Below are 19,390 nucleotides of genomic sequence, written 5' to 3' on the forward strand. Positions count from 1 at the left end.
GTCAGGCGTGCCTTCACTCCTCAGTGTCGGCGTCGGACTCCTTGAACCCGAGCAGGTTCCAGCTCTGCACCATGTGCGGCGGCAAGGACGCGGTCACATTGATGACGCCGCCGTCGGGATGAGGAATCACGATGCGCCGCGCATGCAGGTGCAGCTTTTTCTGCATCCCGCCCGGAAACTCCCAATTCGGATCATCCTCGAAATATTTCGGGTCGCCGAGGATCGGATTGCCCATATGCGCGGCGTGAACGCGGAGCTGGTGCGTGCGCCCGGTGACCGGCTCCATCTCCAGCCATGACAATTGGTGGCCGGCGACCTGCACAACGCGGTAATCCGAAACGGCGTGGTCCGCGTCGGGTTCGCCATGTTTGCACACGCGCATCTTGTCACCGTCGGGCGTCTGCTCCTTGAGCAGCCAGGTCGAGATGCGCCCTTCCCGCTTCTTCGGGACGCCCTTGACCAACGCCCAGTAGGTCTTCTGGGTGTCGCGTGTCCGGAATGAACCGGTCAGTTTCTGCGCCGCGCCGCGTGTCCGCGCCACGACAAGGATACCCGACGTATCGCGGTCGATACGGTGCACGAGGCGCGGCTTCTCGCCTTTGGCGTTGCGCAGCGCCTCGAGCATGCCGTCGATATGCCTGTTGAGGCCCGAACCGCCCTGAACCGCGAGACCCGCCGGTTTGTTGAGAACAAGAACTTTCTTGTCCTCGAAGAGGATCATCCGCTTCAGGGCCTCTTCGTCGCTTTGGTTGCGAATCGTGCGGGCGGTCATCGGCCCCTTTTCGAGCACACTCGCCGCCGCCATTGGAGGAATGCGCACAGTCTGCCCCGCTTCGAGCCGCGTTTCCGACTTGGCGCGGCCACCGTCGACCCTGACCTGGCCGGTTCTCAGCAGTTTCTGCAATGCACCGAAAGCAAGGTCCGGATAATGGACCTTGAACCAGCGATCGAGACGCATTCCCGCCTCGTCGTCCTCCACCGTCTTCTGCTCGACGTTCGCCATCTTTGGTTCTCCGCCGTCAGACTACACTGCGCACGAGCGTCAGCCCGGCGAACAAGGCAAGGATCGACAGCGCCACGCTGGCGGCAAGATAGATCGCACCCGGCCACTGGTTGCCCCTCTCCCACATCAATGCGAAATCGAGCGAGAACGCCGAAAACGTCGTGAAGCCGCCGAGGAAACCCGTGGCGATGAAGCTGCGCAATTCCATACTGGTTCCGGTCCGCCGCGCGAGCCAAGCCACGAGAACACCCATGGCGAAGGACCCGACGATGTTGACGATCATCGTGCCCCAGGGGAAATGCGGCCCGGCGATCCGGAGCGCGGCAAGATTGGTCAGGTAACGGGCGGATGCGCCAAGACCGCCGCCAAGGGCCACGAGTAGAAGATGAGACATGGAGTCGTCCTACTCCATGGCCCGCCGGCGCGAAAGCCCCGGCGCGTCGGCTTCAGATCTTTCCGGCGACGTGCGGAGCCTGTGCGACGAATTCGTCGACGAACTTGTCCAGCGCCACCCAGTCGGTGAACTCGTGATCGCGGTTGGTGTCGGTCGGCCCGCCCTCTTTCCGGGCTATGCGCTTCAGCATCCAGCGGCGGAAGAAGTCGTACTCGGTGTATTTGAGCGCGCCAGCGGCGTTGTGGATCGATACAGGCCACCAGCCGGTTTCCTGGCTGAACTTCTCGACGATCTGATCGAGTTCGGCGATCTCGCTCTCATCCGCCGATGCCGCAGTGAGAGATACGGAAACGAATGCGCCCGGGCGGGCCATCAGCGTTGCACTGTTCTTTTCCACGAAGCGGCGCAACTGCGCCGGAAACGTACCGATATGAACCGGCGCGGCCACGATCGCGACGTCGAAGGCGCTCGCGTCGGGCGCTTTATGTACATCGGTGGCGTCGATCTGCGTCACGTCGTTTCCACCGCCCGAAAGCCTCTCGGCCACATGGTCGGCAATCTTGCGTGTCTGACCCTCAACGGTCGCATAAACGAGCAGAATTCGCATGCTTTCCTCCATTCGGCGAACCAAGTGCCACCCGCCGCCCGGCATCGCCTTGATAACGATCAAACCCGGCGTTCAGGAGTTTTTCTTGTTCCGCAGTTGCGCCCAGTAGTCCAGTCGTTTGCGGATCTCGCGTTCAAATCCGCGCTCGACCGGTTCGTAGAAATTCTGCCGTCCCAGTGCTTCCGGGAAGTAGTCCTGCCCGGAGAAAGCGTCGGGTTCGTCATGGTCATAGCGATAGCCGTCGCCATACCCCTCCTTCGACATCAACTTAGTCGGCGCATTGAGGATATGCATCGGCGGCAACAGCGAGCCGTTCTCCTTCGCAGCCCGCATCGACGCCTTGAACGCGACATAGGCCGCGTTCGATTTCGGCGCGGTTGCGAGGTAGATGCAGGCTTGCGCCAGCGCGAGTTCGCCCTCGGGCGATCCCAGATAGTCATAGGCTTCCTTGGCGGACAATGCGATCGACAAGGCCTGCGGATCGGCGAGACCGATATCCTCGCTCGCCATGCGAACGAGCCGCCGGCCGATGAAAAGCGGGTCCTCGCCAGCGTCGAACATGCGGGCGAGATAGTAGAGCGCCGCATCCGGATCGGATCCGCGAACCGATTTGTGCAGCGCGGAGATCAGGTTGTAGTGGCCGTCCTGCCCCTTGTCGTAAATTGGTGCGCGCCGCTGCAGAATGCGCCGCACGCCATCCTCATCAAGTGTCTCGTCGGGCTTTGCCGCACGAAGAATTTCCTCGGCCAGCGTCAGAACGGCACGGCCGTCGCCGTCGGCCATGCCAGTGAGCAGGATGCGCGCCTCGGGAGTAACCGGCAATGCCGTGCCCGTCAGCGCCTCCGCGCGCTGCAAAAGGCGCTCCAGATGATCCTCTTCAAGCCGTTTCATCGTCAGGACACGCGCGCGCGAAAGCAAGGCGGCGTTCAGTTCAAAGGACGGATTCTCGGTCGTAGCGCCGACAAGAAGGATCGTGCCGTCCTCCATGACCGGGAGGAAGCTGTCCTGCTGCGCGCGGTTGAAGCGATGAATCTCGTCGACGAACAGCAATGTCTGCTTGCCATTGCGCAACCGCAGCCGCGCCGCCTCGAAGACCTTCTTCAGGTCGGCGACGCCACTGAAGATTGCGGATATCTGCTCGAAATGCAGTCCGGTCGCGCCCGCGAGCAAGCGTGCGATGGTCGTCTTGCCGGTGCCCGGCGGCCCCCAGAAGATGACATTGCCCAGACTGCCGGATGCGATCATCCTGGTCAGTGCACCGTCCGGCCCGGTCAGATGATCCTGTCCCACGACGTCGTCGAGCCGCTCCGGCCGCAGCCGGTCGGCAAGCGGGCGCGGCGCCGAGACCGCCGCACCGGTATCCGGCGTTGCAAAAAGATCGCTCATGCTAACCGCGGAAATACTGGCGGATCAGGCGGCCGCCGCGATTGACCTCGAAGCTCCAGGACCGCTTGCCGTCCTCAACGGTCGCGGCAACATCACCAACCTCCCTGATGTTCGTGCCATTGATCTTCACCAGTATGTCACCGGGACGGAAGCCGAACTTCATCGCGGGCGAGCCACGCCTGATGTCCGTGACGATCACGCCGTCTCCCCGGAAACGGATATTCATCCGGTTCAGGATGCGCGGTGAGATATTCGCAACGCTTGCGCCGGCGAGCGGATTTGAACCGGTAATCGTCGTCTCGTTTGCGGGAACGGATTCCGGTGCTTTCTCGAGCCGGATATCGAGTGCGAGGCGTTTCCCGCGAGACAACAGGGCGAATGTCACCGTGCGTCCGGGCCCGGCAGTCGCGAGGCGATAGAAGATGGCGTCAGGATGTTCGATCGTATGACGGTCGACGCTCAGAACCACGTCACCGACACTCAGGCCGGCCCGGTCCGCGGGACTGCCCGGGTCGATACTGCGCACGATCGCGCCCACCGGCCGCCGCATGCCGAGGCTTTCGGCGATCTCGGCGGTGACCGCCGAGAACTCGGCCCCGAGATAAGGCCGCTCGAAGGCGTCCGCACCGCCGCGAACCTGATCGAGCACCGCACGCACCATGTTGGACGGGATCGCAAAACCGATACCGTTGGAGCCGCCCGACCGAGAGAAAATGGCAGAGTTGATACCGATCAGCCGGCCCGACATGGCGATCAGCGCACCGCCGGAATTTCCGGGATTGATGGACGCATCGGTCTGGATGAAAAATCCGAAATCCGAGACGCCGATCCGGGTCCGCGCAAGTGCCGATACAATGCCCGAGGTGACGGTCTGCCCGACACCGAACGGATTGCCGATCGCGAGCACGAGGTCACCCGTCTCGACCGCGTCGGAATCGTCCAGTTCGATATAATCCAGCTGCCGGCCAGCATCGATGCGCAACACCGCAAGGTCGGAACGTTCGTCGCGCAAAACGACCGTGCTCTCGAATTCCTCGCCATCCGACAGGGCAACCTTGATCTCGTCGGCATTGCCGATGACGTGGTTATTCGTGACGATCAGGCCGGACGGATCGACGATGACGCCGGATCCGAGCGACTGCTCCATGCGCGGCTTGGCCGGTCCACCGAAATTCCGACCGAAGAAATGTTCGAAAAAGGGATCGCCCTGAAATGGCGACGAGCGCTGCTGCACGATGCGGGCTGCATAGACGTTGACGACGGCGGGCGCCGTCCGCTTCACCAGCGGCGCGAAGGAAAGCTGAATCTCGCCTTGACTGGCAGGGACGCGACGCGGTCCGTCGGCATCGGCGGGATTTCCGGGACGCGGTGGCTTCTGGCGCGAATTACCGCCCCCGAAGAGATCTTCAAGCAGGTTGTTGACGCCCTCTTCGATGCTTTGGGCATGGACCGGCGCGAACGCTGTTCCCAGAACCAATGCCACTGCGAGCACCACGCGCGAAATACGCATCGATGACATGAAAAGCTCCCTGACCGCCTGAGATTCGCGCCAACATAACGAAAAAAAGGGGCCATAAAAGGCCCCATTTTCAGACAGTCCCTCGGGACTATTGTCAGGCTGCTTCTTCGGCAGCCTGCTCTTCTGCCTCGACCCGGGCGCGGTCGCCCGCTCCCTTTGCGTCGACATCGCGGTCGACGAACTCGATGACTGCCATCGGCGCATTGTCGCCATGGCGGAAGCCCGCCTTCATGATCCGCAGATAGCCGCCATTACGATCGGCGTAACGCGTCGCGATCGCATCGAACAGCTTGCGCACCTGGGTCTCGTCGCGGATCGCGGCGATCGCCTGGCGGCGGGCATGTAGATCGCCGCGCTTGCCGAGCGTAACCAGCTTCTCGACGATCGGACGAATTTCCTTGGCTTTGGGCAGCGTCGTCACAATCTGCTCATGCTCGATAAGCGAAGCCGCCATGTTGGCGAACATCGCCTTGCGGTGGCTAGCAGTGCGGTTCAGCTTGCGGCCCGATTTTCCGTGGCGCATGAGCCTTCTCCTTGCGTGTTAGGCCGGTGTTGCCGGCGATCAGTAATGATCCTCGTAGCGTTTCGCGAGGTCTTCGATGTTTTCCGGCGGCCAAGCCGGGACTTCCATACCGAGATGGAGACCCATGGACGCCAGCACTTCCTTGATTTCGTTCAGCGACTTGCGGCCGAAATTCGGCGTGCGAAGCATCTCGCCTTCCGTCTTCTGGATCAGGTCGCCGATATAGACGATATTGTCGTTCTTCAGGCAATTCGCCGAACGCACCGACAATTCGAGTTCGTCGACTTTCTTGAGGAGAGCCGGGTTGAACGCCAGTTCCTGGACCTGTTCTTCCTGGACTTCCTTCTGCGGCTCTTCGAAATTGACGAAGACGCCGAGCTGATCCTGCAGGATGCGTGCCGCAAACGCGACTGCGTCCTCGGCCGTCACCGCGCCGTTGGTCTCGATCGTCATCGACAGTTTGTCGTAATCGAGAACCTGGCCTTCACGGGTGTTTTCCACCTTGTAGGAGACCTTGCGGATCGGCGAATACAGGCTGTCGACCGGGATCAGGCCGATCGGCGCGTCCTCGGCGCGGTTGCGCTCGGCCGGCACGTAGCCCTTGCCGTTGTCGACGGTGAATTCCATGCGGATCTCCGCGCCCTCGTCGAGGGTGCAGATGACGTGATCCGGATTGAGGATCTCGACATCGCCGACCGTCTGGATATCGCCGGCGGTAACGACGCCCGGGCCCTGCTTGCGCACGACCATGCGCTTCGGACCGTCGCCTTCCATGCGGATGGCGATTTCCTTGATGTTCAGGACGATGTCCGTCACGTCCTCGCGCACGCCGGCGATCGAGGAGAATTCATGCAGCACGCCGTCGATCTGCACGGCGGTCACAGCCGCGCCGCGCAGCGACGAAAGAAGCACGCGGCGAAGCGCGTTGCCGAGCGTCAGACCGAACCCGCGTTCCAGCGGTTCGGCGATGAGCGTGACCTTGTTGGTGCCTCCGCTCTTGAACTCGACCTTCTTCGGCTTGATCAGTTCTTGCCAGTTCTTGTGTATCACGGCAGTTTCCCTCAGCTTCCTTGCCACCATCCATTCGTGGCAACAGACCTGAAAACGGGCGACGCAGGATCGGCGTCGCCCTTCTTGTACTTACACCCGGCGCTTCTTGCGCGGACGGCAGCCATTGTGCGGGATCGGCGTCACGTCGCGGATGGACGTGATGGTGAACCCGGCAGCCTGAAGGGCGCGCAGAGCCGATTCACGGCCGGATCCCGGGCCGCAGACTTCGACTTCCAGCGAACGCATACCGTGATCCTGAGCCTTCTTGGCGCAGTCCTCGGCCGCAACCTGCGCGGCGAACGGCGTCGACTTGCGCGAGCCCTTGAAGCCCTGCATGCCGGCCGAAGACCAGGCAATCGTATTGCCCTGCGCGTCGGTGATGGTGATCATCGTGTTGTTGAAAGTCGAGTTGACGTGCGCCACGCCCGACGAAATGTTTTTACGCTCGCGGCGGCGAACGCGTCCGGCATCCTTTGCCATGGTAGTCCTTTCGATCTCTGCACCGCCGTAGTTCCAGCGGCTACACCTGGGGAGCAAACAGTGAGCAGCGAACCGGCGAGCAGAAAGTCCTGTTCGCCAACCGCGGCCTCGCTATTCGCCCAATTACTTCTTCTTGCCGGCGATCGCCTTTGCCGGACCCTTGCGGGTACGGGCATTGGTGTGCGTGCGCTGACCATGCACCGGCAGGTTGCGGCGATGGCGCAGGCCGCGATAGCAGCCAAGGTCCATCAGACGCTTGATGTTCATCGAAACTTCGCGACGAAGATCGCCTTCGACCTGATAGTCGCGGTCGATGGTTTCACGAATGCCCATGACTTCGGCGTCGGTCAGTTCATGCACCCGGCGCTCTGCGGGGATGTTGTTCTTCTCGACGATTTCCTGAGCGAAAGTCGCACCGATACCGTGAATATACTGAAGCGCGATCACAACGCGCTTTCCGGTCGGTATGTTAACACCGGCTATACGTGCCATTTTGTTCTCCATGTATGCCGGGTGAACCGGCGTTTATTGTTGCCCCGCGTCCGGTGGAGGCCGGCCCTTGCGGGTTTCCCAACCAAACGGCATCGCGCCACGAAGGCACTCAATGTCCTATCTTGCAGGGAGGATGCGACGCTATTGCACGGGCTGGCGATTCCGTCAACCCCGTTTTTACAATCTGTTAAAGGCGCATCAGAGCGAAGCCAGAACCTTTTCGATCTGAGCGGTTACGCCCTCGATCGTGTCCATGCCATCGACGTTCTTCAGCATGCCCTTGGCATGGTAGTAGCCTGTGAGCGGAGCCGTCTTCTTGTAGTATTCGCGAAGCCGCTCGTCGAACACCTCCGGCGTGTCATCCTTGCGGACCGGCTGACCGGCGGCTTTCGCCTCCTCGGCCCGCTTCATGATCCGGCCGACCAGCGCCTTGTCGTCGACAACGAGCTCGATGACCGCATCGAGATGCGTGCCTTTCGCGGCAAGCATCGCCTCGACCGCATCGGCCTGGGCGAGCGTGCGCGGATATCCGTCAAGGATGAAACCGTTGGCGCAATCAGCCTCGTCGATCCGGTCGGAAACGATCGCATTCACGATCTCGTCCGAAACCAGTTCCCCCGCTTCCATGACTGCCTTGGCGCGAAGACCGACCTCGGTCTCCGCCTTTACCGCAGCACGCAGCATGTCGCCGGTGGAAAGCTGCGGAATGGAGTATTTCTCGACCAGGCGCTGCGCCTGCGTTCCCTTGCCCGCGCCGGGCGGTCCCAGAAGTATAAGTTTCATCGTCCGCGTTTTCCCCCGCGCAGTTTCGACTTCTTGATCAGGCCTTCATACTGATGGGCGATCAAATGCCCCTGCACCTGTGCAACGGTATCAAGGGTAACGCTCACGACAATCAGCAGCGACGTACCGCCGAGATAGAACGGCACTCCCGTCGACGCTATTAGAAATTCGGGTAACATGCAGACCAGCACGAGATAGATCGCGCCGACCACCGTGATGCGCGTCAGCACGTAGTCGATATATTCCGCCGTGCGCGCACCCGGACGAATCCCCGGAATGAAGCCCGAATGCTTCTTCAGATTGTCGGCGGTATCCTCCGGATTGAAGACGATCGCCGTGTAGAAGAACGCGAAGAACACGATCATCGAGGCGTAGAACAGCATGTAGAGCGGCTGTCCGTGCCCGAGCGCGGCCAGGATCGCGGTCGCCCATTCAGGCAATGTCGAGGAATCCGAGAAACCGGCCAACGTCGCAGGCAGCAACAGAAGCGACGATGCGAAGATCGGCGGAATGACGCCCGCGGTATTCAGCTTCAATGGCAGGTGCGACGTGTCGCCCTGGAACATCCGGTTGCCGACCTGCCGCTTTGGATACTGGATCAGAAGGCGGCGCTGCGCGCGTTCCACGAACACGATCGCGCCGATAACCACGATCGCCACAACGATGATCGCAAGGATCACACCGGTCGCAAGCGCGCCCGTGCGGCCGAGTTCCAGCGTACCGGCAATGGCGCTCGGAAGACCGGCGACGATGCCGGAGAAGATAATCAGCGAGATGCCGTTACCGATACCGCGGGCGGTGATCTGCTCACCGAGCCACATCAGGAACATGGTGCCGCCGACAAGCGTGATCACCGTGGAAATACGGAAGAACCAGCCCGGATCCGCGACGATGCCGCTGCCGCTTTCGAGACCGACGGCGATGCCGTAGGCCTGCAGCGTCGCGAGCAGAACCGTTGCGTAGCGCGTGTACTGGTTGATGACCTTGCGGCCCTGTTCGCCCTCTTTCTTCAACTGCTCCAGCGACGGAATGACCGACGTCATGAGCTGGATGGCAATCGAGGCCGAGATATAGGGCATGATGCCGAGCGCGAAGATCGCCATGCGCTGGACGGCGCCGCCGGAGAACATGTTGAACATCCCCAGAATACCGCCCGACTGGTTGTCGAACGCCTGCGCAAAGGCATTCATGTCGAGTCCGGGGAGCGGGATGTAAGTACCCAGCCTGTAGACGAGGAGTGCGCCGAGCGTAAACCAGATACGCTTTTTCAGCTCTTCGGCCTTGGCGAAGGCGCCGAAGTTCAGGTTGGATGCCAGCTGTTCTGCTGCAGATGCCATTGAAGAATTCTCCGGTTCGGCGTGGGCCGGTCAATCGCCGGAAATGCGGCCGGCCGGGCCAACGCACGTCAGTGCGGAGATAAGCGCCATGCCGGGGAGACGCAAGTAAAGAAACATGTGAAGAAAGGGCGGCGGATATCTCCGCCGCCCTCCGGTATCACTCGGCTGCCTGTTTCGCGGCTGCCAGGACCGTGACGGAGCCACCGGCCTTTTCGATCTTCTCGACCGCAGACTTCGAAGCGCCGGCGACCTCGAAGGTCACCTTGGCCTTCAGCTCGCCATCGGCCAGCACGCGCACGCCGTCCTTGACGCGACGGATCACGCCGGCTTCGGCCAGGGCCGCGGCATCGACGGTCTTCTTGGCGTCAAGCTTGCCAGCATCGATCGCGGCCTGAATGCGGCCAACCGAAACGATGTTGAGGTCCTTGGCGAAGATGTTGTTGAAGCCGCGTTTCGGAAGACGCCGGTAGATCGGCATCTGACCGCCTTCGTAGCCCTTGATGGCTACGCCGGAACGGGACTTCTGACCCTTCACGCCGCGTCCACCGGTCTTTCCCTTGCCGGAACCGATACCGCGTCCCACCCGCTTGCGGGAGGTGCGTGCGCCTTCATTGTCGCGCAGTTCGTTCAAATCCATTGTTCGTCTCCCCGCTATCAGGCCTCGTCCACAACGCGGACGAGGTGCTGGACTTTGCGGATCATGCCGCGCACGGCCGGAGTATCTTCCAGCGTACGGCGACGGTGCATCTTGTTAAGGCCGAGACCGATCAGCGTTTTCTGCTGGTCGGCCGGCCGGCGGATCGGGCTGCCGATCTGTTCGACCGTGATCGTGCCCTTCTTGGTGTCAGCCATCAGTCAGTTTCCTTCCAATGACCCCTGCCCTCGTTGCCGAAAGCCAGGAGCACGATCGATCTATTCTTCGGCGCCGATCAGCTCGCGGCGGCGAGACTGAAGCGTGGAATATTTGAGGCCGCGCTGTGCCGCGATGTCCTTCGGATGCATCTGGCGCTTGAGGGCATCAAACGTGGCGCGAACCATGTTGTACGGGTTCGACGTGCCGAGCGACTTGGCGACGACGTCCTGGACGCCGAGCGTCTCGAAGACGGCGCGCATCGGGCCACCCGCGATGATCCCGGTACCGGGCGTTGCCGCGCGCAGCAGAACCTTGCCGGCGCCATGACGGCCTTCGACGTCATGATGCAACGTACGGCCGGAACGTAGCGGCACGAAAATCATGTCGCGCTTGGCGGATTCGGTCGCCTTGCGGATGGCTTCCGGCACTTCGCGCGCCTTGCCATGACCGAAACCAACGCGGCCCTTCTGGTCGCCAACGACGACGAGTGCGGCGAAACCGAAACGGCGGCCACCCTTCACGACTTTTGCAACGCGGTTGATGTGAACGAGCTTGTCTACGAACTCGCTCTCAACCTCATCGCGTGGACCACGGTCGCGTCCGCGACCTCCACGATCGTTTTGTGCCATATCCTAGTCCTTTTTCTTTTCCGGAAGCACGGGGTTGAAATTTAGAAGTTCAGCCCGCCCTCGCGGGCGGCATCGGCGAGCGCCTTGACGCGGCCGTGATAGATGTATGCACCGCGATCGAAGACGACGTCCTTGACGCCAGCCTCGACGGCGCGCTCGGCGATCAGCTTGCCGACAGCCGCCGCAGCAGCTGCGTCGGCACCGGTCTTCAGCGAGCCCTTGAGGTCGCCTTCGAGCGTCGAAGCGGCAGCCAGCGTACGGCCGGCGGCATCATCGATAACCTGTGCATAGATGTTCTTCGACGAACGGTGAACCGACAGGCGCGGACGACCGTTGGCGACCTTCTTGATCTGGCGGCGTACGCGCTGCGCGCGGCGCGAGATCGTTTCTTTTCTGCTAGCCATGGCGCGCAATCCCTACTTCTTCTTGCCTTCTTTGCGGATGATGGTCTCTTCCGCATATTTGACGCCCTTGCCCTTGTAGGGCTCCGGTGACCGATATCCGCGGATCTCGGCGGCGACCTGGCCAAGCTGCTGCTTGTCGATGCCAGTCAGCACGATTTCAGTCGGCTTCGGCGTTGCGGCCGAGATGCCTTCCGGAACCTGGTAGACGACCTCGTGGCTGAAACCCAGCGAAAGCTGGATGTTCTTGCCCTGCATGGCCGCACGATAACCAACGCCGTTGATCTCGAGCTTGCGCTCGAAGCCGTTTTTCACGCCTTCCATGATGTTGGAGATCATGGTGCGCGACATGCCCCACTTGGAGCGTGCGACCTTCGACTGGTCCTTCGGCTGAACGGCGACCGCGCCTTCTTCCAGCGAAACCAGAACTTCGTCGTTGACGACGAACTTCAGTTCGCCCTTCGGGCCCTTTGCCGTCACGGTCTGACCGTCAACGCTCGCCGTGACACCGTCCGGAATAGCTACCGGCCTTTTTCCAATACGCGACATTTTTCAACCTGTCCGTTTACTGGGTTTCTGGCTTGCAAGACGCATCAGAAGATGCGGCAAAGCAGCTCCCCGCCAACATTCTTTTCACGTGCTTCGTGATCCGCCATCACGCCCTGCGGCGTCGACAGGATCGAAATGCCAAGGCCGTTCGCGACGTGCGGGATCGACTTGACCCCGACATAGACGCGGCGGCCCGGCTTGGACACGCGCTCGATTTTCCGGATGACCGGCGTACCGTCGAAGTACTTCAGCTCGATTTCGTACTCGGCCTTGCCCGAGGAATACTCCACCTGCGAATAATCGCGGATGTAGCCTTCGGATTTCAGCACTTCGAGCACGTTCCCGCGCAGCTTCGAAGCCGGCGTCGAGATACGGTCCTTGGAACGGTGCATCCCGTTACGGATGCGGGTCAGCATATCGCCAAGAGGATCTGACATGGACATCTTGAATTCCCCTTACCAGCTGGATTTCACGACGCCCGGTACACGACCGAGCGAACCGAGTTCGCGCAATGCGATACGAGACATCTTGAGCTTGCGGTAGTAACCGCGCGGACGCCCGGAAACCTCGCAACGGTTGCGCACGCGCACCTTGGCGGAATTGCGCGGCAATTCTGCGAGTTTCATGGTCGCGCGGAAACGCTCTTCGATCGGCTTCGAGCGATCCATCACGATCGCCTTCAGCGCCGAGCGCCTCGCGGCATACTGATCCACCAGCTTGCGGCGGCGGTTGTTCTTTTCGACTGCGCTGACTTTTGCCATGCGAACTTATCCTTTTAACGCTTGCCGTTACTGACGGAACGGGAAGTTGAAAGCCTTGAGCAGAGCCCGGGCCTCGTCGTCCGTTTTCGCCGTCGTACAAACGATGACGTCCATTCCCCAGATCTGATCGACCTTGTCGTAATTGATCTCGGGGAACACGATGTGCTCCTTCAGGCCCATGGCGAAGTTGCCACGTCCGTCGAAGCTCTTCGGGTTCAGGCCGCGGAAGTCGCGAACGCGCGGCAGCGCGATGTTGACCAGGCGATCCATGAACTCGTACATGCGCTCTCCGCGCAGTGTCACTTTCGTGCCGATCGGCATGTCTTCACGCACCTTGAAGCCGGCAATCGAGTTGCGGGCACGCGTGATGACAGCCTTCTGGCCGGTGATGAGGGAAAGATCCTCAGCGGCCGATGTCGGCTTCTTGGAATCCGCAGTCGCTTCGCCGACGCCCATATTGACGACGATCTTCGTCACGCGCGGGATTTCCATCTCGTTCTTGTAGCCGAACTCTTCGAGCATCTGCTTGCGAACGGTATCGCCGTAGAGCTTCTTGAGCCGTGGTTGGTACTTAGCGTCAGCCATCGATCACTTCTCCGGAACGTTTGGAAAAGCGAACCTTGCGTTCGCCTTCCATGCGGAAGCCGACGCGGGTCGGCTTGGAGTCTTTCGGGTCGAGCAAGGCCAGGTTCGACAGGTCGATCGGGGCCTCTTTCGAGATAATGCCGCCTTCGCTGCCGGCCGTCTGGCGCTGGTGGCGCTTGACGACATTGACGCCGGAAACAACCGCACGGTTGTCTTTCGGCATAACCTGGAGGACCGAACCTTTGCGGCCCTTGTCCTTGCCGGTGAGCACGACGACTTCGTCGCCCTTGCGGATCTTCTGCATCGTGTCTCTCCTTACAGAACTTCCGGCGCCAGCGAGATGATCTTCATGTGCGCCTTGGCGCGAAGTTCGCGCGGAACGGGGCCGAAGATACGCGTGCCGACCGGATCTTTCTTGTTGTCGACGATCACGGCCGCATTCTTGTCGAAGCGGATCACGCTACCGTCGGCACGGCGAATATCGCTCGCGGTGCGGACGACGACGGCTTTCATGACGTCGCCCTTTTTGACGCGGCCGCGCGGAATGGCTTCCTTGACCGAAACGACAATCACGTCGCCCACGGAAGCATATTTGCGCTTCGAGCCGCCCAGCACCTTGATGCACTGAACACGACGGGCGCCGGAATTGTCGGCGACATCGAGGTTTGTTTGCATCTGAATCATGACTGGCTGCCTTTTAAAATGTGTCCAGCTGGCTTCCTGGGAAGCCGCATGTATTGCGGTTTAGGTTCAGGACGCAGGCTGGTCGGTGACGACCACCCAGCACTTGTCCTTCGAGATCGGCGCGCTTTCCTGGATGAAAACGGTGTCACCGGTCTTGAACTGGTTGTTTTCGTCGTGCGCCTTGTACTTTTTGGAACGGCGCACGGTCTTCTTGAACAGCGGGTGCGTGAAGCGGCGCTCGACCCTGACCACAACGGTCTTGTCGTTCTTGTCGCTGACAACGGTGCCCTGCAGAACGCGTTTTGGCATCTTACTTCCCTTTGGCCGCGTTTTCCGCGGCAATCGTCTTGATACGGGCAATGTCGCGACGCACTTCGCGTACGCGCGAGGTTTTCTCCAGCTGACCGGTCGCTTTCTGGAAGCGCAGGTTGAACTGTTCCTTTTTGAGCTTGGCCAACTCGTCGGCGAGTTGGTCGGCGCTCATGGCCTTAACATCAGAGGCTTTCATCGGCTCCACTCCTACTCGGCGATGCGCTGGATAAAGCGCGTCTTGACCGAAAGCTTCGCGGCGCCGAGACGCAGTGCCTCACGCGCGATATCTTCCGGAACGCCGTCGATTTCGAACATCACGCGGCCCGGCTTGACCTTGGCCGCCCAATAATCGACGGAACCCTTGCCCTTACCCATGCGAACCTCGGTCGGCTTCGACGTAACCGGCACATCCGGGAAGATGCGGATCCACACGCGGCCGGCACGTTTCATGTGACGGGTGATCGCGCGGCGGGCCGCCTCGATCTCGCGGGCGTTGACGCGGTTCGGTTCGAGCGACTTCAGGCCATATTCACCGAAGTTCAGAGCGGTTCCACCCTTGGCATCGCCATGGATCTTGCCCTTGAACTGTTTGCGGTACTTTGTCCGTTTTGGTTGCAACATCGAATTCTACTCCAAACTGTCCGCTTACGCGTTTTCGCGACGGCGGCCAGAGCCCTGGTTGTCGGATTCGGTTGCCCGACGCTCCGACGCCATGGGATCGTGCTCGAGGATCTCGCCCTTGAAGATCCAGACCTTGATCCCGCAGATGCCGTAAGCCGTCTCGGCTTCGGCGGTTCCGTAGTCCACATCGGCGCGCAGCGTGTGCAGCGGAACGCGACCCTCGCGGTACCATTCGGTACGAGCGATTTCCGCGCCGCCGAGACGACCCGCGCAGTTGATGCGGATGCCTTCGGCGCCGAGACGCATCGCCGACTGAACGGCGCGCTTCATGGCGCGGCGGAACGCAACGCGGCGCTCCAGCTGCTGTGCGATCGACTGGGCCACGAGGTTCGCGTCGATTTCCGGCTTGCGCACTTCAACGATGTTGAGGTGCGTTTCCGCAGACGTGAACTCCGACAGTTTGCGGCGCAGCTTTTCGATGTCCGCACCCTTCTTGCCGATGATGATGCCCGGACGCGCCGAGTGGATCGTTACGCGGCACTTCTTGTGCGGACGCTCGATCACGATCTTCGACACGGCGGCCTGCTTGAGTTCCTTCATCAGGTACTCGCGGATCTTCAGATCCTCGTGCAGCAGCTCACCATATTCGCCGGTGTTCGCGTACCAACGCGAATCCCAGGTACGGTTGATGCCGAGGCGAAGGCCGACCGGATTGATTTTCTGACCCATTACGCGGCCTCCCCTGCTTCCTCTTGCTCACGCACGACGATGGTGAGGTGAGAGAACGGTTTCTGAATGCGGCTTGCGCGGCCACGGCCTCGCGCCATGAAGCGCTTCATCACGATCGACTTGCCGACATAGGCCTCGGCGACAACCAGAGCGTCGACATCGAGGTCGTGATTGTTCTCGGCATTGGCGATCGCGGATTCGAGCGTCTTCTTGACGGTCGAGGCGATGCGCTTGCGCGAGAAGGTCAGGTCAGCGAGCGCCGAATCGACCTTCTTGCCGCGGATCATGGCCGCAACCAGGTTGAGCTTCTGCGGGCTGACACGGATGGTGCGGGTAACCGCACGCGCTTCGTTGTCGGCCAGCCGGCGCGGTGCCTTGGGCTTGCCCATGGTTACTTCCTCTTTGCCTTCTTGTCCGCGCCGTGACCGTAATAGGTCCGGGACGGAGCGAATTCACCGAATTTGTGGCCGACCATGTCTTCGTTGACCGCCACCGGGATGTGTTTCGAACCATTGTAGACGCCGAAGGTCAGGCCGACGAACTGCGGCATGATCGTGGAACGGCGGCTCCAGATCTTGATAACGTCGTGACGACCGCTCTCACGGGCCTTGTCAGCCTTCTTGAGAAGATAGCCGTCGACGAACGGGCCTTTCCATACTGAACGAGCCATTAGGCTTTTCCTCTCTCGGTTACTTCTTGCGCTGGTGACGCGAGCGCATGATGAACTTGTCTGTCGACTTGTTCGAACGGGTACGCTTGCCCTTGGTGGGCTTGCCCCACGGCGTCACCGGATGACGACCGCCGGACGTACGGCCTTCACCACCGCCATGCGGGTGATCGACCGGGTTCATGACAACGCCGCGGACATGCGGGCGACGACCGAGCCAGCGAGAACGACCCGCCTTGCCCAGATTGATGTTGCCGTGATCCGGGTTGGAAACCGCACCGACCGTGGCGAAGCAGCGGCCCGAAACCAGGCGCTGTTCACCAGAGTTGAGGCGCAGAATGGCCATGCCCTGGTCGCGACCAACGAGCTGTGCGTAGGAACCAGCCGAACGGGCGATCTGACCGCCCTTGCCCGGCTTCATTTCCACGTTGTGCACGATGGTGCCGACCGGCATGCGGCCAAGTTCCATCGCGTTGCCCGGCTTCACGTCGACATACTCGCCCGACACCACGCGGTCGCCCGCCTGCAGGCGCTGCGGTGCGAGAATGTAGGACAGTTCGCCGTCATCATATTTCAGGAGAGCGATGAACGCGGTCCGGTTCGGATCGTATTCGATGCGCTCCACCGTCGCTTCGACGCCGGTCTTGCGGCGCTTGAAGTCGATGATGCGATACGTGCGCTTGTGACCGCCGCCCTTGTTGCGCGAAGTCATGCGGCCCGCATTGTTGCGGCCGCCCGACTTCGTCAGGCCTTCGGTCAACGCCTTGACCGGACCGCCCTTGTGCAGGCCGGAACGGTCGACCGTCACCAGCTGGCGCTGGCCCGGAGACGTCGGTTTGAATGTTTTCATTGCCATAACAAATTACCTCTCGGCCGACCGGTTAGAGCCCGGTCGCGACGTCGATGGACTGACCATCGACGAGGGTCACGACCGCCTTTTTAACGTCGCTCTGCTTGCCGGTGATGCCGCGGAACCGCTTCACCTTGCCCTTGCGAAGCAGCGTGTTGACTGACTTCACCTTGACGCCGAACAGCGCTTCGACTGCAGCCTTGATCTCAGGCTTCGAAGCATCGCGGGCGACATTGAAGACGACCTGGTTGTGTTCCGACACGAGCGTCGATTTCTCGGTGATCACCGGAGAGACGATCACGTCATAGTGGCGAATATCCGTCATTTGAACCGCTCCTCGAGAGCCTCGACAGCAGCCTTCGACAGAACCAGCTTGTTGCGGCGAAGGATGTCGTAGACATTGATCCCCTGCACCGGCAGCACGTCGATCTGCGGAATGTTGGATGCCGCATTCTTGAAATTACCGTCCAGCTCGGCACCGCCGATAACCAGTGCATTCTCCAAGCCGAGGCCGGAAAGCTGACCGAGCAGCGTCTTGGTCTTCGCGTCGCCCGCCTTCAGATCATCGATGATGATCAGGTCGGACGACTTGGCCTTGGCCGACAGCGCATGACGCAGGCCGAGCGCGCGAACCTTCTTCGGAAGCACTGTCTCGTGGCTGCGAGCAACCGGCCCGTGTGCCTTGCCGCCGCCGCGGAACTGCGGAGCGCGCGCGGAGGAGTGACGGGCGCGGCCCGTACCCTTCTGGCGGAACATCTTCGCACCAGTGCGGGAGATGTCGGCACGGCCCTTGGCCTGATGCGTGCCCTGCTGCTTCTTGGCAAGCTGCCAAAGCACAACGCGCTGCATCAGGTCGACACGCGGATCGAGGCCGAAAACCTCGTCGGAGACCGATACGGAACCGGCGGACTTGCCGGCAAGTGTCGTCACTTTGAGTTCCATCATTCTGCCCCTTCAGCGCTCTGCGAAGCCGGAGCTTCTGCACCCGCGCGCAATGCGGCCGGCTTCGGTGCATTGTCCGGCAGGCTCGATTTCAAGGCGTCGCGGACGAGGATCCATGCACCCTTGGAGCCGGGGACGGCGCCACGAACGAGGATCAGGCCACGGTCCGCATCGGTCGAGACGATCTCGAGGTTCTGCGTCGTCACCCGGGTCGCGCCCATGTGACCGGCCATCTTCTTGCCCTTGAACACCTTGCCGGGATCCTGGCACATGCCGGTCGAACCATGTGAACGGTGCGACAGCGAGTTACCGTGCGTCGCGCGGCCACCACCGAAGTTGTGGCGCTTCATGACACCCTGGAAGCCCTTGCCCTGCGTCGTGCCGGTCACGTCGACCTTCTGGCCCGGAACGAAATGCTCGACCGTCAGCTCGGCGCCGACATCGATCATGTTGTCCGGCGAAACGCGGAACTCGGCCAACTTGCGCTTCGGCTCGACGGACGCCTTGGCGAAATGCCCGCGCATTGCCTTGGAGGTGTTCTTCACCTTCGCAAAGCCCGAACCGAGCTGCACCGCGGTGTAGCCGTTCTTGTCTTCTGTACGCTGGGCCACCACCTGGCAGTTCTCCATACGAAGAACGGTCACCGGCAGCTGCTCGCCGTCGTCATTGTAGACGCGGGTCATGCCCAGCTTCTGTGCGATTACTCCTGAACGCATTGGTTCATCCTTCCCCAATCCGGCCCGCTCAGAGCTTGATCTCGACATCAACGCCGGCCGCCAGATCGAGCTTCATCAGCGCGTCCACGGTCTGCGGTGTCGGATCAACGATATCCAAAAGGCGCTTGTGTGTGCGCATTTCGAACTGCTCGCGGCTTTTCTTATCGATGTGCGGAGACCGGTTCACGGTGAATTTCTCGATCCGTGTCGGCAACGGCACCGGCCCGCGTACGCTCGCACCGGTCCGCTTAGCGGTCGACACGATTTCACGCGTCGATGCATCGAGGACCCGGTGGTCGAACGCCTTCAGGCGGATGCGGATGTTCTGGCCGTTCATTACGACTGTTCCTTATTCAAGAAGGAAAGCGCGGCAGCTCGTGCCGCGCTCCCTCAAAACACTTTTGCTCGCCTATTCGATGATCTTCGCGACGATGCCGGCACCGACGGTGCGGCCGCCTTCGCGGATAGCGAAGCGCAGGCGGTCTTCCATCGCGATCGGCACGATCAGCTCGACATT

Annotated in this window: 33 protein-coding genes; all 33 read right to left on the reverse strand. The window is 61.3% G+C overall.

Going from position 1 to position 19,390, the window contains the following annotated elements:
* Positions 1–13: 13 nt before the first annotated feature.
* Complete coding sequence (locus LC343_RS14345) at positions 14–1,003, reverse strand: RluA family pseudouridine synthase (protein ID WP_223477837.1); 990 nt, start codon at positions 1,001–1,003, stop codon at positions 14–16.
* A gap of 16 nt (positions 1,004–1,019) precedes the next feature.
* A complete protein-coding gene (gene crcB / locus LC343_RS14350; protein WP_223477838.1) occupies positions 1,020–1,397 on the reverse strand; it encodes a fluoride efflux transporter CrcB in 378 nt (125 codons plus the stop codon).
* Positions 1,398–1,449: 52 nt separating this feature from the next.
* A complete protein-coding gene (locus tag LC343_RS14355) occupies positions 1,450–2,049 on the reverse strand; it encodes a flavodoxin domain-containing protein (protein ID WP_338018594.1) in 600 nt (199 codons plus the stop codon).
* Between the two features lie 27 nt (positions 2,050–2,076).
* Positions 2,077–3,390, reverse strand: coding sequence for a replication-associated recombination protein A (locus LC343_RS14360; protein ID WP_223477840.1), 1,314 nt, complete (start codon positions 3,388–3,390; stop codon positions 2,077–2,079).
* Between the two features lies 1 nt (position 3,391).
* Positions 3,392–4,900: a DegQ family serine endoprotease gene (locus tag LC343_RS14365; RefSeq protein WP_428982572.1), complete on the reverse strand. Its 1,509-nt coding sequence runs from the start codon at positions 4,898–4,900 to the stop codon at positions 3,392–3,394.
* A 103-nt stretch (positions 4,901–5,003) separates the two neighbouring features.
* On the reverse strand, positions 5,004–5,432 hold the full coding sequence (gene rplQ / locus LC343_RS14370) for a 50S ribosomal protein L17 (RefSeq protein ID WP_223477842.1): 429 nt from the start codon (positions 5,430–5,432) through the stop codon (positions 5,004–5,006).
* A 39-nt stretch (positions 5,433–5,471) separates the two neighbouring features.
* Positions 5,472–6,482, reverse strand: a complete 1,011-nt coding sequence (locus LC343_RS14375) for a DNA-directed RNA polymerase subunit alpha (protein WP_223477843.1) — start codon at positions 6,480–6,482, stop codon at positions 5,472–5,474.
* Positions 6,483–6,572: 90 nt separating this feature from the next.
* Positions 6,573–6,962 (reverse strand): 30S ribosomal protein S11, encoded by a 390-nt coding sequence (rpsK, locus tag LC343_RS14380; RefSeq protein WP_223477844.1) that lies wholly within the window; start codon positions 6,960–6,962, stop codon positions 6,573–6,575.
* Positions 6,963–7,085: 123 nt separating this feature from the next.
* Positions 7,086–7,454, reverse strand: coding sequence for a 30S ribosomal protein S13 (gene rpsM / locus LC343_RS14385; protein WP_223477845.1), 369 nt, complete (start codon positions 7,452–7,454; stop codon positions 7,086–7,088).
* A 198-nt stretch (positions 7,455–7,652) separates the two neighbouring features.
* Positions 7,653–8,237, reverse strand: coding sequence for an adenylate kinase (locus LC343_RS14390; protein WP_223477846.1), 585 nt, complete (start codon positions 8,235–8,237; stop codon positions 7,653–7,655).
* Complete coding sequence (gene secY, locus LC343_RS14395) at positions 8,234–9,574, reverse strand: preprotein translocase subunit SecY (RefSeq protein ID WP_223477847.1); 1,341 nt, start codon at positions 9,572–9,574, stop codon at positions 8,234–8,236. The genes LC343_RS14390 and secY overlap by 4 nt, the downstream gene beginning before the upstream one ends.
* A gap of 157 nt (positions 9,575–9,731) precedes the next feature.
* On the reverse strand, positions 9,732–10,211 hold the full coding sequence (rplO, locus tag LC343_RS14400) for a 50S ribosomal protein L15 (RefSeq protein WP_223477848.1): 480 nt from the start codon (positions 10,209–10,211) through the stop codon (positions 9,732–9,734).
* Positions 10,212–10,228: 17 nt separating this feature from the next.
* Positions 10,229–10,426: a 50S ribosomal protein L30 gene (gene rpmD / locus LC343_RS14405; protein WP_223477849.1), complete on the reverse strand. Its 198-nt coding sequence runs from the start codon at positions 10,424–10,426 to the stop codon at positions 10,229–10,231.
* 60 nt (positions 10,427–10,486) lie between these two features.
* Positions 10,487–11,056, reverse strand: coding sequence for a 30S ribosomal protein S5 (gene rpsE, locus LC343_RS14410; RefSeq protein WP_223477850.1), 570 nt, complete (start codon positions 11,054–11,056; stop codon positions 10,487–10,489).
* Positions 11,057–11,097: 41 nt separating this feature from the next.
* Positions 11,098–11,460, reverse strand: coding sequence for a 50S ribosomal protein L18 (rplR, locus tag LC343_RS14415; protein ID WP_223477851.1), 363 nt, complete (start codon positions 11,458–11,460; stop codon positions 11,098–11,100).
* A 12-nt stretch (positions 11,461–11,472) separates the two neighbouring features.
* Positions 11,473–12,006 (reverse strand): 50S ribosomal protein L6, encoded by a 534-nt coding sequence (gene rplF, locus LC343_RS14420; RefSeq protein ID WP_223477852.1) that lies wholly within the window; start codon positions 12,004–12,006, stop codon positions 11,473–11,475.
* A gap of 44 nt (positions 12,007–12,050) precedes the next feature.
* Positions 12,051–12,449, reverse strand: a complete 399-nt coding sequence (rpsH, locus tag LC343_RS14425; protein WP_223477853.1) for a 30S ribosomal protein S8 — start codon at positions 12,447–12,449, stop codon at positions 12,051–12,053.
* A 12-nt stretch (positions 12,450–12,461) separates the two neighbouring features.
* Positions 12,462–12,767, reverse strand: coding sequence for a 30S ribosomal protein S14 (gene rpsN / locus LC343_RS14430; RefSeq protein WP_223477854.1), 306 nt, complete (start codon positions 12,765–12,767; stop codon positions 12,462–12,464).
* Positions 12,768–12,794: 27 nt separating this feature from the next.
* Entirely contained in the window at positions 12,795–13,352 is a 558-nt protein-coding gene (gene rplE / locus LC343_RS14435; protein WP_223477855.1) for a 50S ribosomal protein L5, read from the reverse strand.
* On the reverse strand, positions 13,345–13,656 hold the full coding sequence (gene rplX, locus LC343_RS14440; protein ID WP_223477856.1) for a 50S ribosomal protein L24: 312 nt from the start codon (positions 13,654–13,656) through the stop codon (positions 13,345–13,347). The genes rplE and rplX overlap by 8 nt, the downstream gene beginning before the upstream one ends.
* A gap of 11 nt (positions 13,657–13,667) precedes the next feature.
* Positions 13,668–14,036: a 50S ribosomal protein L14 gene (gene rplN / locus LC343_RS14445; protein ID WP_223477857.1), complete on the reverse strand. Its 369-nt coding sequence runs from the start codon at positions 14,034–14,036 to the stop codon at positions 13,668–13,670.
* A gap of 66 nt (positions 14,037–14,102) precedes the next feature.
* Positions 14,103–14,345: a 30S ribosomal protein S17 gene (rpsQ, locus tag LC343_RS14450; RefSeq protein WP_223477858.1), complete on the reverse strand. Its 243-nt coding sequence runs from the start codon at positions 14,343–14,345 to the stop codon at positions 14,103–14,105.
* Position 14,346: 1 nt separating this feature from the next.
* Positions 14,347–14,544, reverse strand: coding sequence for a 50S ribosomal protein L29 (gene rpmC / locus LC343_RS14455; RefSeq protein WP_223478096.1), 198 nt, complete (start codon positions 14,542–14,544; stop codon positions 14,347–14,349).
* An 11-nt stretch (positions 14,545–14,555) separates the two neighbouring features.
* Positions 14,556–14,969: a 50S ribosomal protein L16 gene (gene rplP / locus LC343_RS14460; RefSeq protein ID WP_223477859.1), complete on the reverse strand. Its 414-nt coding sequence runs from the start codon at positions 14,967–14,969 to the stop codon at positions 14,556–14,558.
* A gap of 24 nt (positions 14,970–14,993) precedes the next feature.
* Entirely contained in the window at positions 14,994–15,698 is a 705-nt protein-coding gene (gene rpsC / locus LC343_RS14465; protein ID WP_223477860.1) for a 30S ribosomal protein S3, read from the reverse strand.
* The gene (rplV, locus tag LC343_RS14470; protein ID WP_223477861.1) at positions 15,698–16,087 is read right to left on the reverse strand and encodes a 50S ribosomal protein L22; all 390 of its coding nucleotides are present in this window, start codon (positions 16,085–16,087) and stop codon (positions 15,698–15,700) included. Before rplV ends, rpsC begins: the two co-directional genes overlap by 1 nt.
* A gap of 2 nt (positions 16,088–16,089) precedes the next feature.
* A complete protein-coding gene (gene rpsS / locus LC343_RS14475; RefSeq protein WP_223477862.1) occupies positions 16,090–16,368 on the reverse strand; it encodes a 30S ribosomal protein S19 in 279 nt (92 codons plus the stop codon).
* Between the two features lie 19 nt (positions 16,369–16,387).
* Positions 16,388–17,221, reverse strand: coding sequence for a 50S ribosomal protein L2 (gene rplB / locus LC343_RS14480; protein ID WP_223477863.1), 834 nt, complete (start codon positions 17,219–17,221; stop codon positions 16,388–16,390).
* A gap of 25 nt (positions 17,222–17,246) precedes the next feature.
* Complete coding sequence (locus LC343_RS14485; protein ID WP_223477864.1) at positions 17,247–17,540, reverse strand: 50S ribosomal protein L23; 294 nt, start codon at positions 17,538–17,540, stop codon at positions 17,247–17,249.
* Complete coding sequence (rplD, locus tag LC343_RS14490; RefSeq protein WP_223478097.1) at positions 17,537–18,157, reverse strand: 50S ribosomal protein L4; 621 nt, start codon at positions 18,155–18,157, stop codon at positions 17,537–17,539. The genes LC343_RS14485 and rplD overlap by 4 nt, the downstream gene beginning before the upstream one ends.
* Entirely contained in the window at positions 18,157–18,873 is a 717-nt protein-coding gene (gene rplC / locus LC343_RS14495; protein ID WP_223477865.1) for a 50S ribosomal protein L3, read from the reverse strand. The genes rplD and rplC overlap by 1 nt, the downstream gene beginning before the upstream one ends.
* A gap of 28 nt (positions 18,874–18,901) precedes the next feature.
* Positions 18,902–19,210, reverse strand: a complete 309-nt coding sequence (gene rpsJ / locus LC343_RS14500) for a 30S ribosomal protein S10 (protein WP_072606015.1) — start codon at positions 19,208–19,210, stop codon at positions 18,902–18,904.
* 72 nt (positions 19,211–19,282) lie between these two features.
* Positions 19,283–19,390 (reverse strand): EF-Tu C-terminal domain-related protein (locus LC343_RS25355; RefSeq protein ID WP_487345357.1); only part of this gene is annotated, 108 nt, incomplete at its 5' end.

The sequence above is a fragment of the Oricola indica genome, from assembly GCF_019966595.1.
GTDB lineage: Bacteria > Pseudomonadota > Alphaproteobacteria > Rhizobiales > Rhizobiaceae > Oricola > Oricola indica.

What these genes read in the sequence shown, in the direction of transcription:
- LC343_RS14345 (WP_223477837.1), bottom strand. Translation starts at nt 1,003, where the DNA reads ATGGCGAACGTCGAGCAGAAGACGGTGGAGGACGACGAGGCGGGAATG.
- crcB (WP_223477838.1), bottom strand. Translation starts at nt 1,397, where the DNA reads ATGTCTCATCTTCTACTCGTGGCCCTTGGCGGCGGTCTTGGCGCATCC.
- LC343_RS14355 (WP_338018594.1), bottom strand. Translation starts at nt 2,049, where the DNA reads ATGCCGGGCGGCGGGTGGCACTTGGTTCGCCGAATGGAGGAAAGCATG.
- LC343_RS14360 (WP_223477840.1), bottom strand. Translation starts at nt 3,390, where the DNA reads ATGAGCGATCTTTTTGCAACGCCGGATACCGGTGCGGCGGTCTCGGCG.
- LC343_RS14365 (WP_428982572.1), bottom strand. Translation starts at nt 4,900, where the DNA reads ATGCGTATTTCGCGCGTGGTGCTCGCAGTGGCATTGGTTCTGGGAACA.
- rplQ (WP_223477842.1), bottom strand. Translation starts at nt 5,432, where the DNA reads ATGCGCCACGGAAAATCGGGCCGCAAGCTGAACCGCACTGCTAGCCAC.
- rpsK (WP_223477844.1), bottom strand. Translation starts at nt 6,962, where the DNA reads ATGGCAAAGGATGCCGGACGCGTTCGCCGCCGCGAGCGTAAAAACATT.
- rpsM (WP_223477845.1), bottom strand. Translation starts at nt 7,454, where the DNA reads ATGGCACGTATAGCCGGTGTTAACATACCGACCGGAAAGCGCGTTGTG.
- LC343_RS14390 (WP_223477846.1), bottom strand. Translation starts at nt 8,237, where the DNA reads ATGAAACTTATACTTCTGGGACCGCCCGGCGCGGGCAAGGGAACGCAG.
- secY (WP_223477847.1), bottom strand. Translation starts at nt 9,574, where the DNA reads ATGGCATCTGCAGCAGAACAGCTGGCATCCAACCTGAACTTCGGCGCC.
- rplO (WP_223477848.1), bottom strand. Translation starts at nt 10,211, where the DNA reads ATGGATTTGAACGAACTGCGCGACAATGAAGGCGCACGCACCTCCCGC.
- rpmD (WP_223477849.1), bottom strand. Translation starts at nt 10,426, where the DNA reads ATGGCTGACACCAAGAAGGGCACGATCACGGTCGAACAGATCGGCAGC.
- rpsE (WP_223477850.1), bottom strand. Translation starts at nt 11,056, where the DNA reads ATGGCACAAAACGATCGTGGAGGTCGCGGACGCGACCGTGGTCCACGC.
- rplR (WP_223477851.1), bottom strand. Translation starts at nt 11,460, where the DNA reads ATGGCTAGCAGAAAAGAAACGATCTCGCGCCGCGCGCAGCGCGTACGC.
- rplF (WP_223477852.1), bottom strand. Translation starts at nt 12,006, where the DNA reads ATGTCGCGTATTGGAAAAAGGCCGGTAGCTATTCCGGACGGTGTCACG.
- rpsH (WP_223477853.1), bottom strand. Translation starts at nt 12,449, where the DNA reads ATGTCCATGTCAGATCCTCTTGGCGATATGCTGACCCGCATCCGTAAC.
- rpsN (WP_223477854.1), bottom strand. Translation starts at nt 12,767, where the DNA reads ATGGCAAAAGTCAGCGCAGTCGAAAAGAACAACCGCCGCCGCAAGCTG.
- rplE (WP_223477855.1), bottom strand. Translation starts at nt 13,352, where the DNA reads ATGGCTGACGCTAAGTACCAACCACGGCTCAAGAAGCTCTACGGCGAT.
- rplX (WP_223477856.1), bottom strand. Translation starts at nt 13,656, where the DNA reads ATGCAGAAGATCCGCAAGGGCGACGAAGTCGTCGTGCTCACCGGCAAG.
- rplN (WP_223477857.1), bottom strand. Translation starts at nt 14,036, where the DNA reads ATGATTCAGATGCAAACAAACCTCGATGTCGCCGACAATTCCGGCGCC.
- rpsQ (WP_223477858.1), bottom strand. Translation starts at nt 14,345, where the DNA reads ATGCCAAAACGCGTTCTGCAGGGCACCGTTGTCAGCGACAAGAACGAC.
- rpmC (WP_223478096.1), bottom strand. Translation starts at nt 14,544, where the DNA reads ATGAAAGCCTCTGATGTTAAGGCCATGAGCGCCGACCAACTCGCCGAC.
- rplP (WP_223477859.1), bottom strand. Translation starts at nt 14,969, where the DNA reads ATGTTGCAACCAAAACGGACAAAGTACCGCAAACAGTTCAAGGGCAAG.
- rpsC (WP_223477860.1), bottom strand. Translation starts at nt 15,698, where the DNA reads ATGGGTCAGAAAATCAATCCGGTCGGCCTTCGCCTCGGCATCAACCGT.
- rplV (WP_223477861.1), bottom strand. Translation starts at nt 16,087, where the DNA reads ATGGGCAAGCCCAAGGCACCGCGCCGGCTGGCCGACAACGAAGCGCGT.
- rpsS (WP_223477862.1), bottom strand. Translation starts at nt 16,368, where the DNA reads ATGGCTCGTTCAGTATGGAAAGGCCCGTTCGTCGACGGCTATCTTCTC.
- rplB (WP_223477863.1), bottom strand. Translation starts at nt 17,221, where the DNA reads ATGGCAATGAAAACATTCAAACCGACGTCTCCGGGCCAGCGCCAGCTG.
- LC343_RS14485 (WP_223477864.1), bottom strand. Translation starts at nt 17,540, where the DNA reads ATGACGGATATTCGCCACTATGACGTGATCGTCTCTCCGGTGATCACC.
- rplD (WP_223478097.1), bottom strand. Translation starts at nt 18,157, where the DNA reads ATGGAACTCAAAGTGACGACACTTGCCGGCAAGTCCGCCGGTTCCGTA.
- rplC (WP_223477865.1), bottom strand. Translation starts at nt 18,873, where the DNA reads ATGCGTTCAGGAGTAATCGCACAGAAGCTGGGCATGACCCGCGTCTAC.
- rpsJ (WP_072606015.1), bottom strand. Translation starts at nt 19,210, where the DNA reads ATGAACGGCCAGAACATCCGCATCCGCCTGAAGGCGTTCGACCACCGG.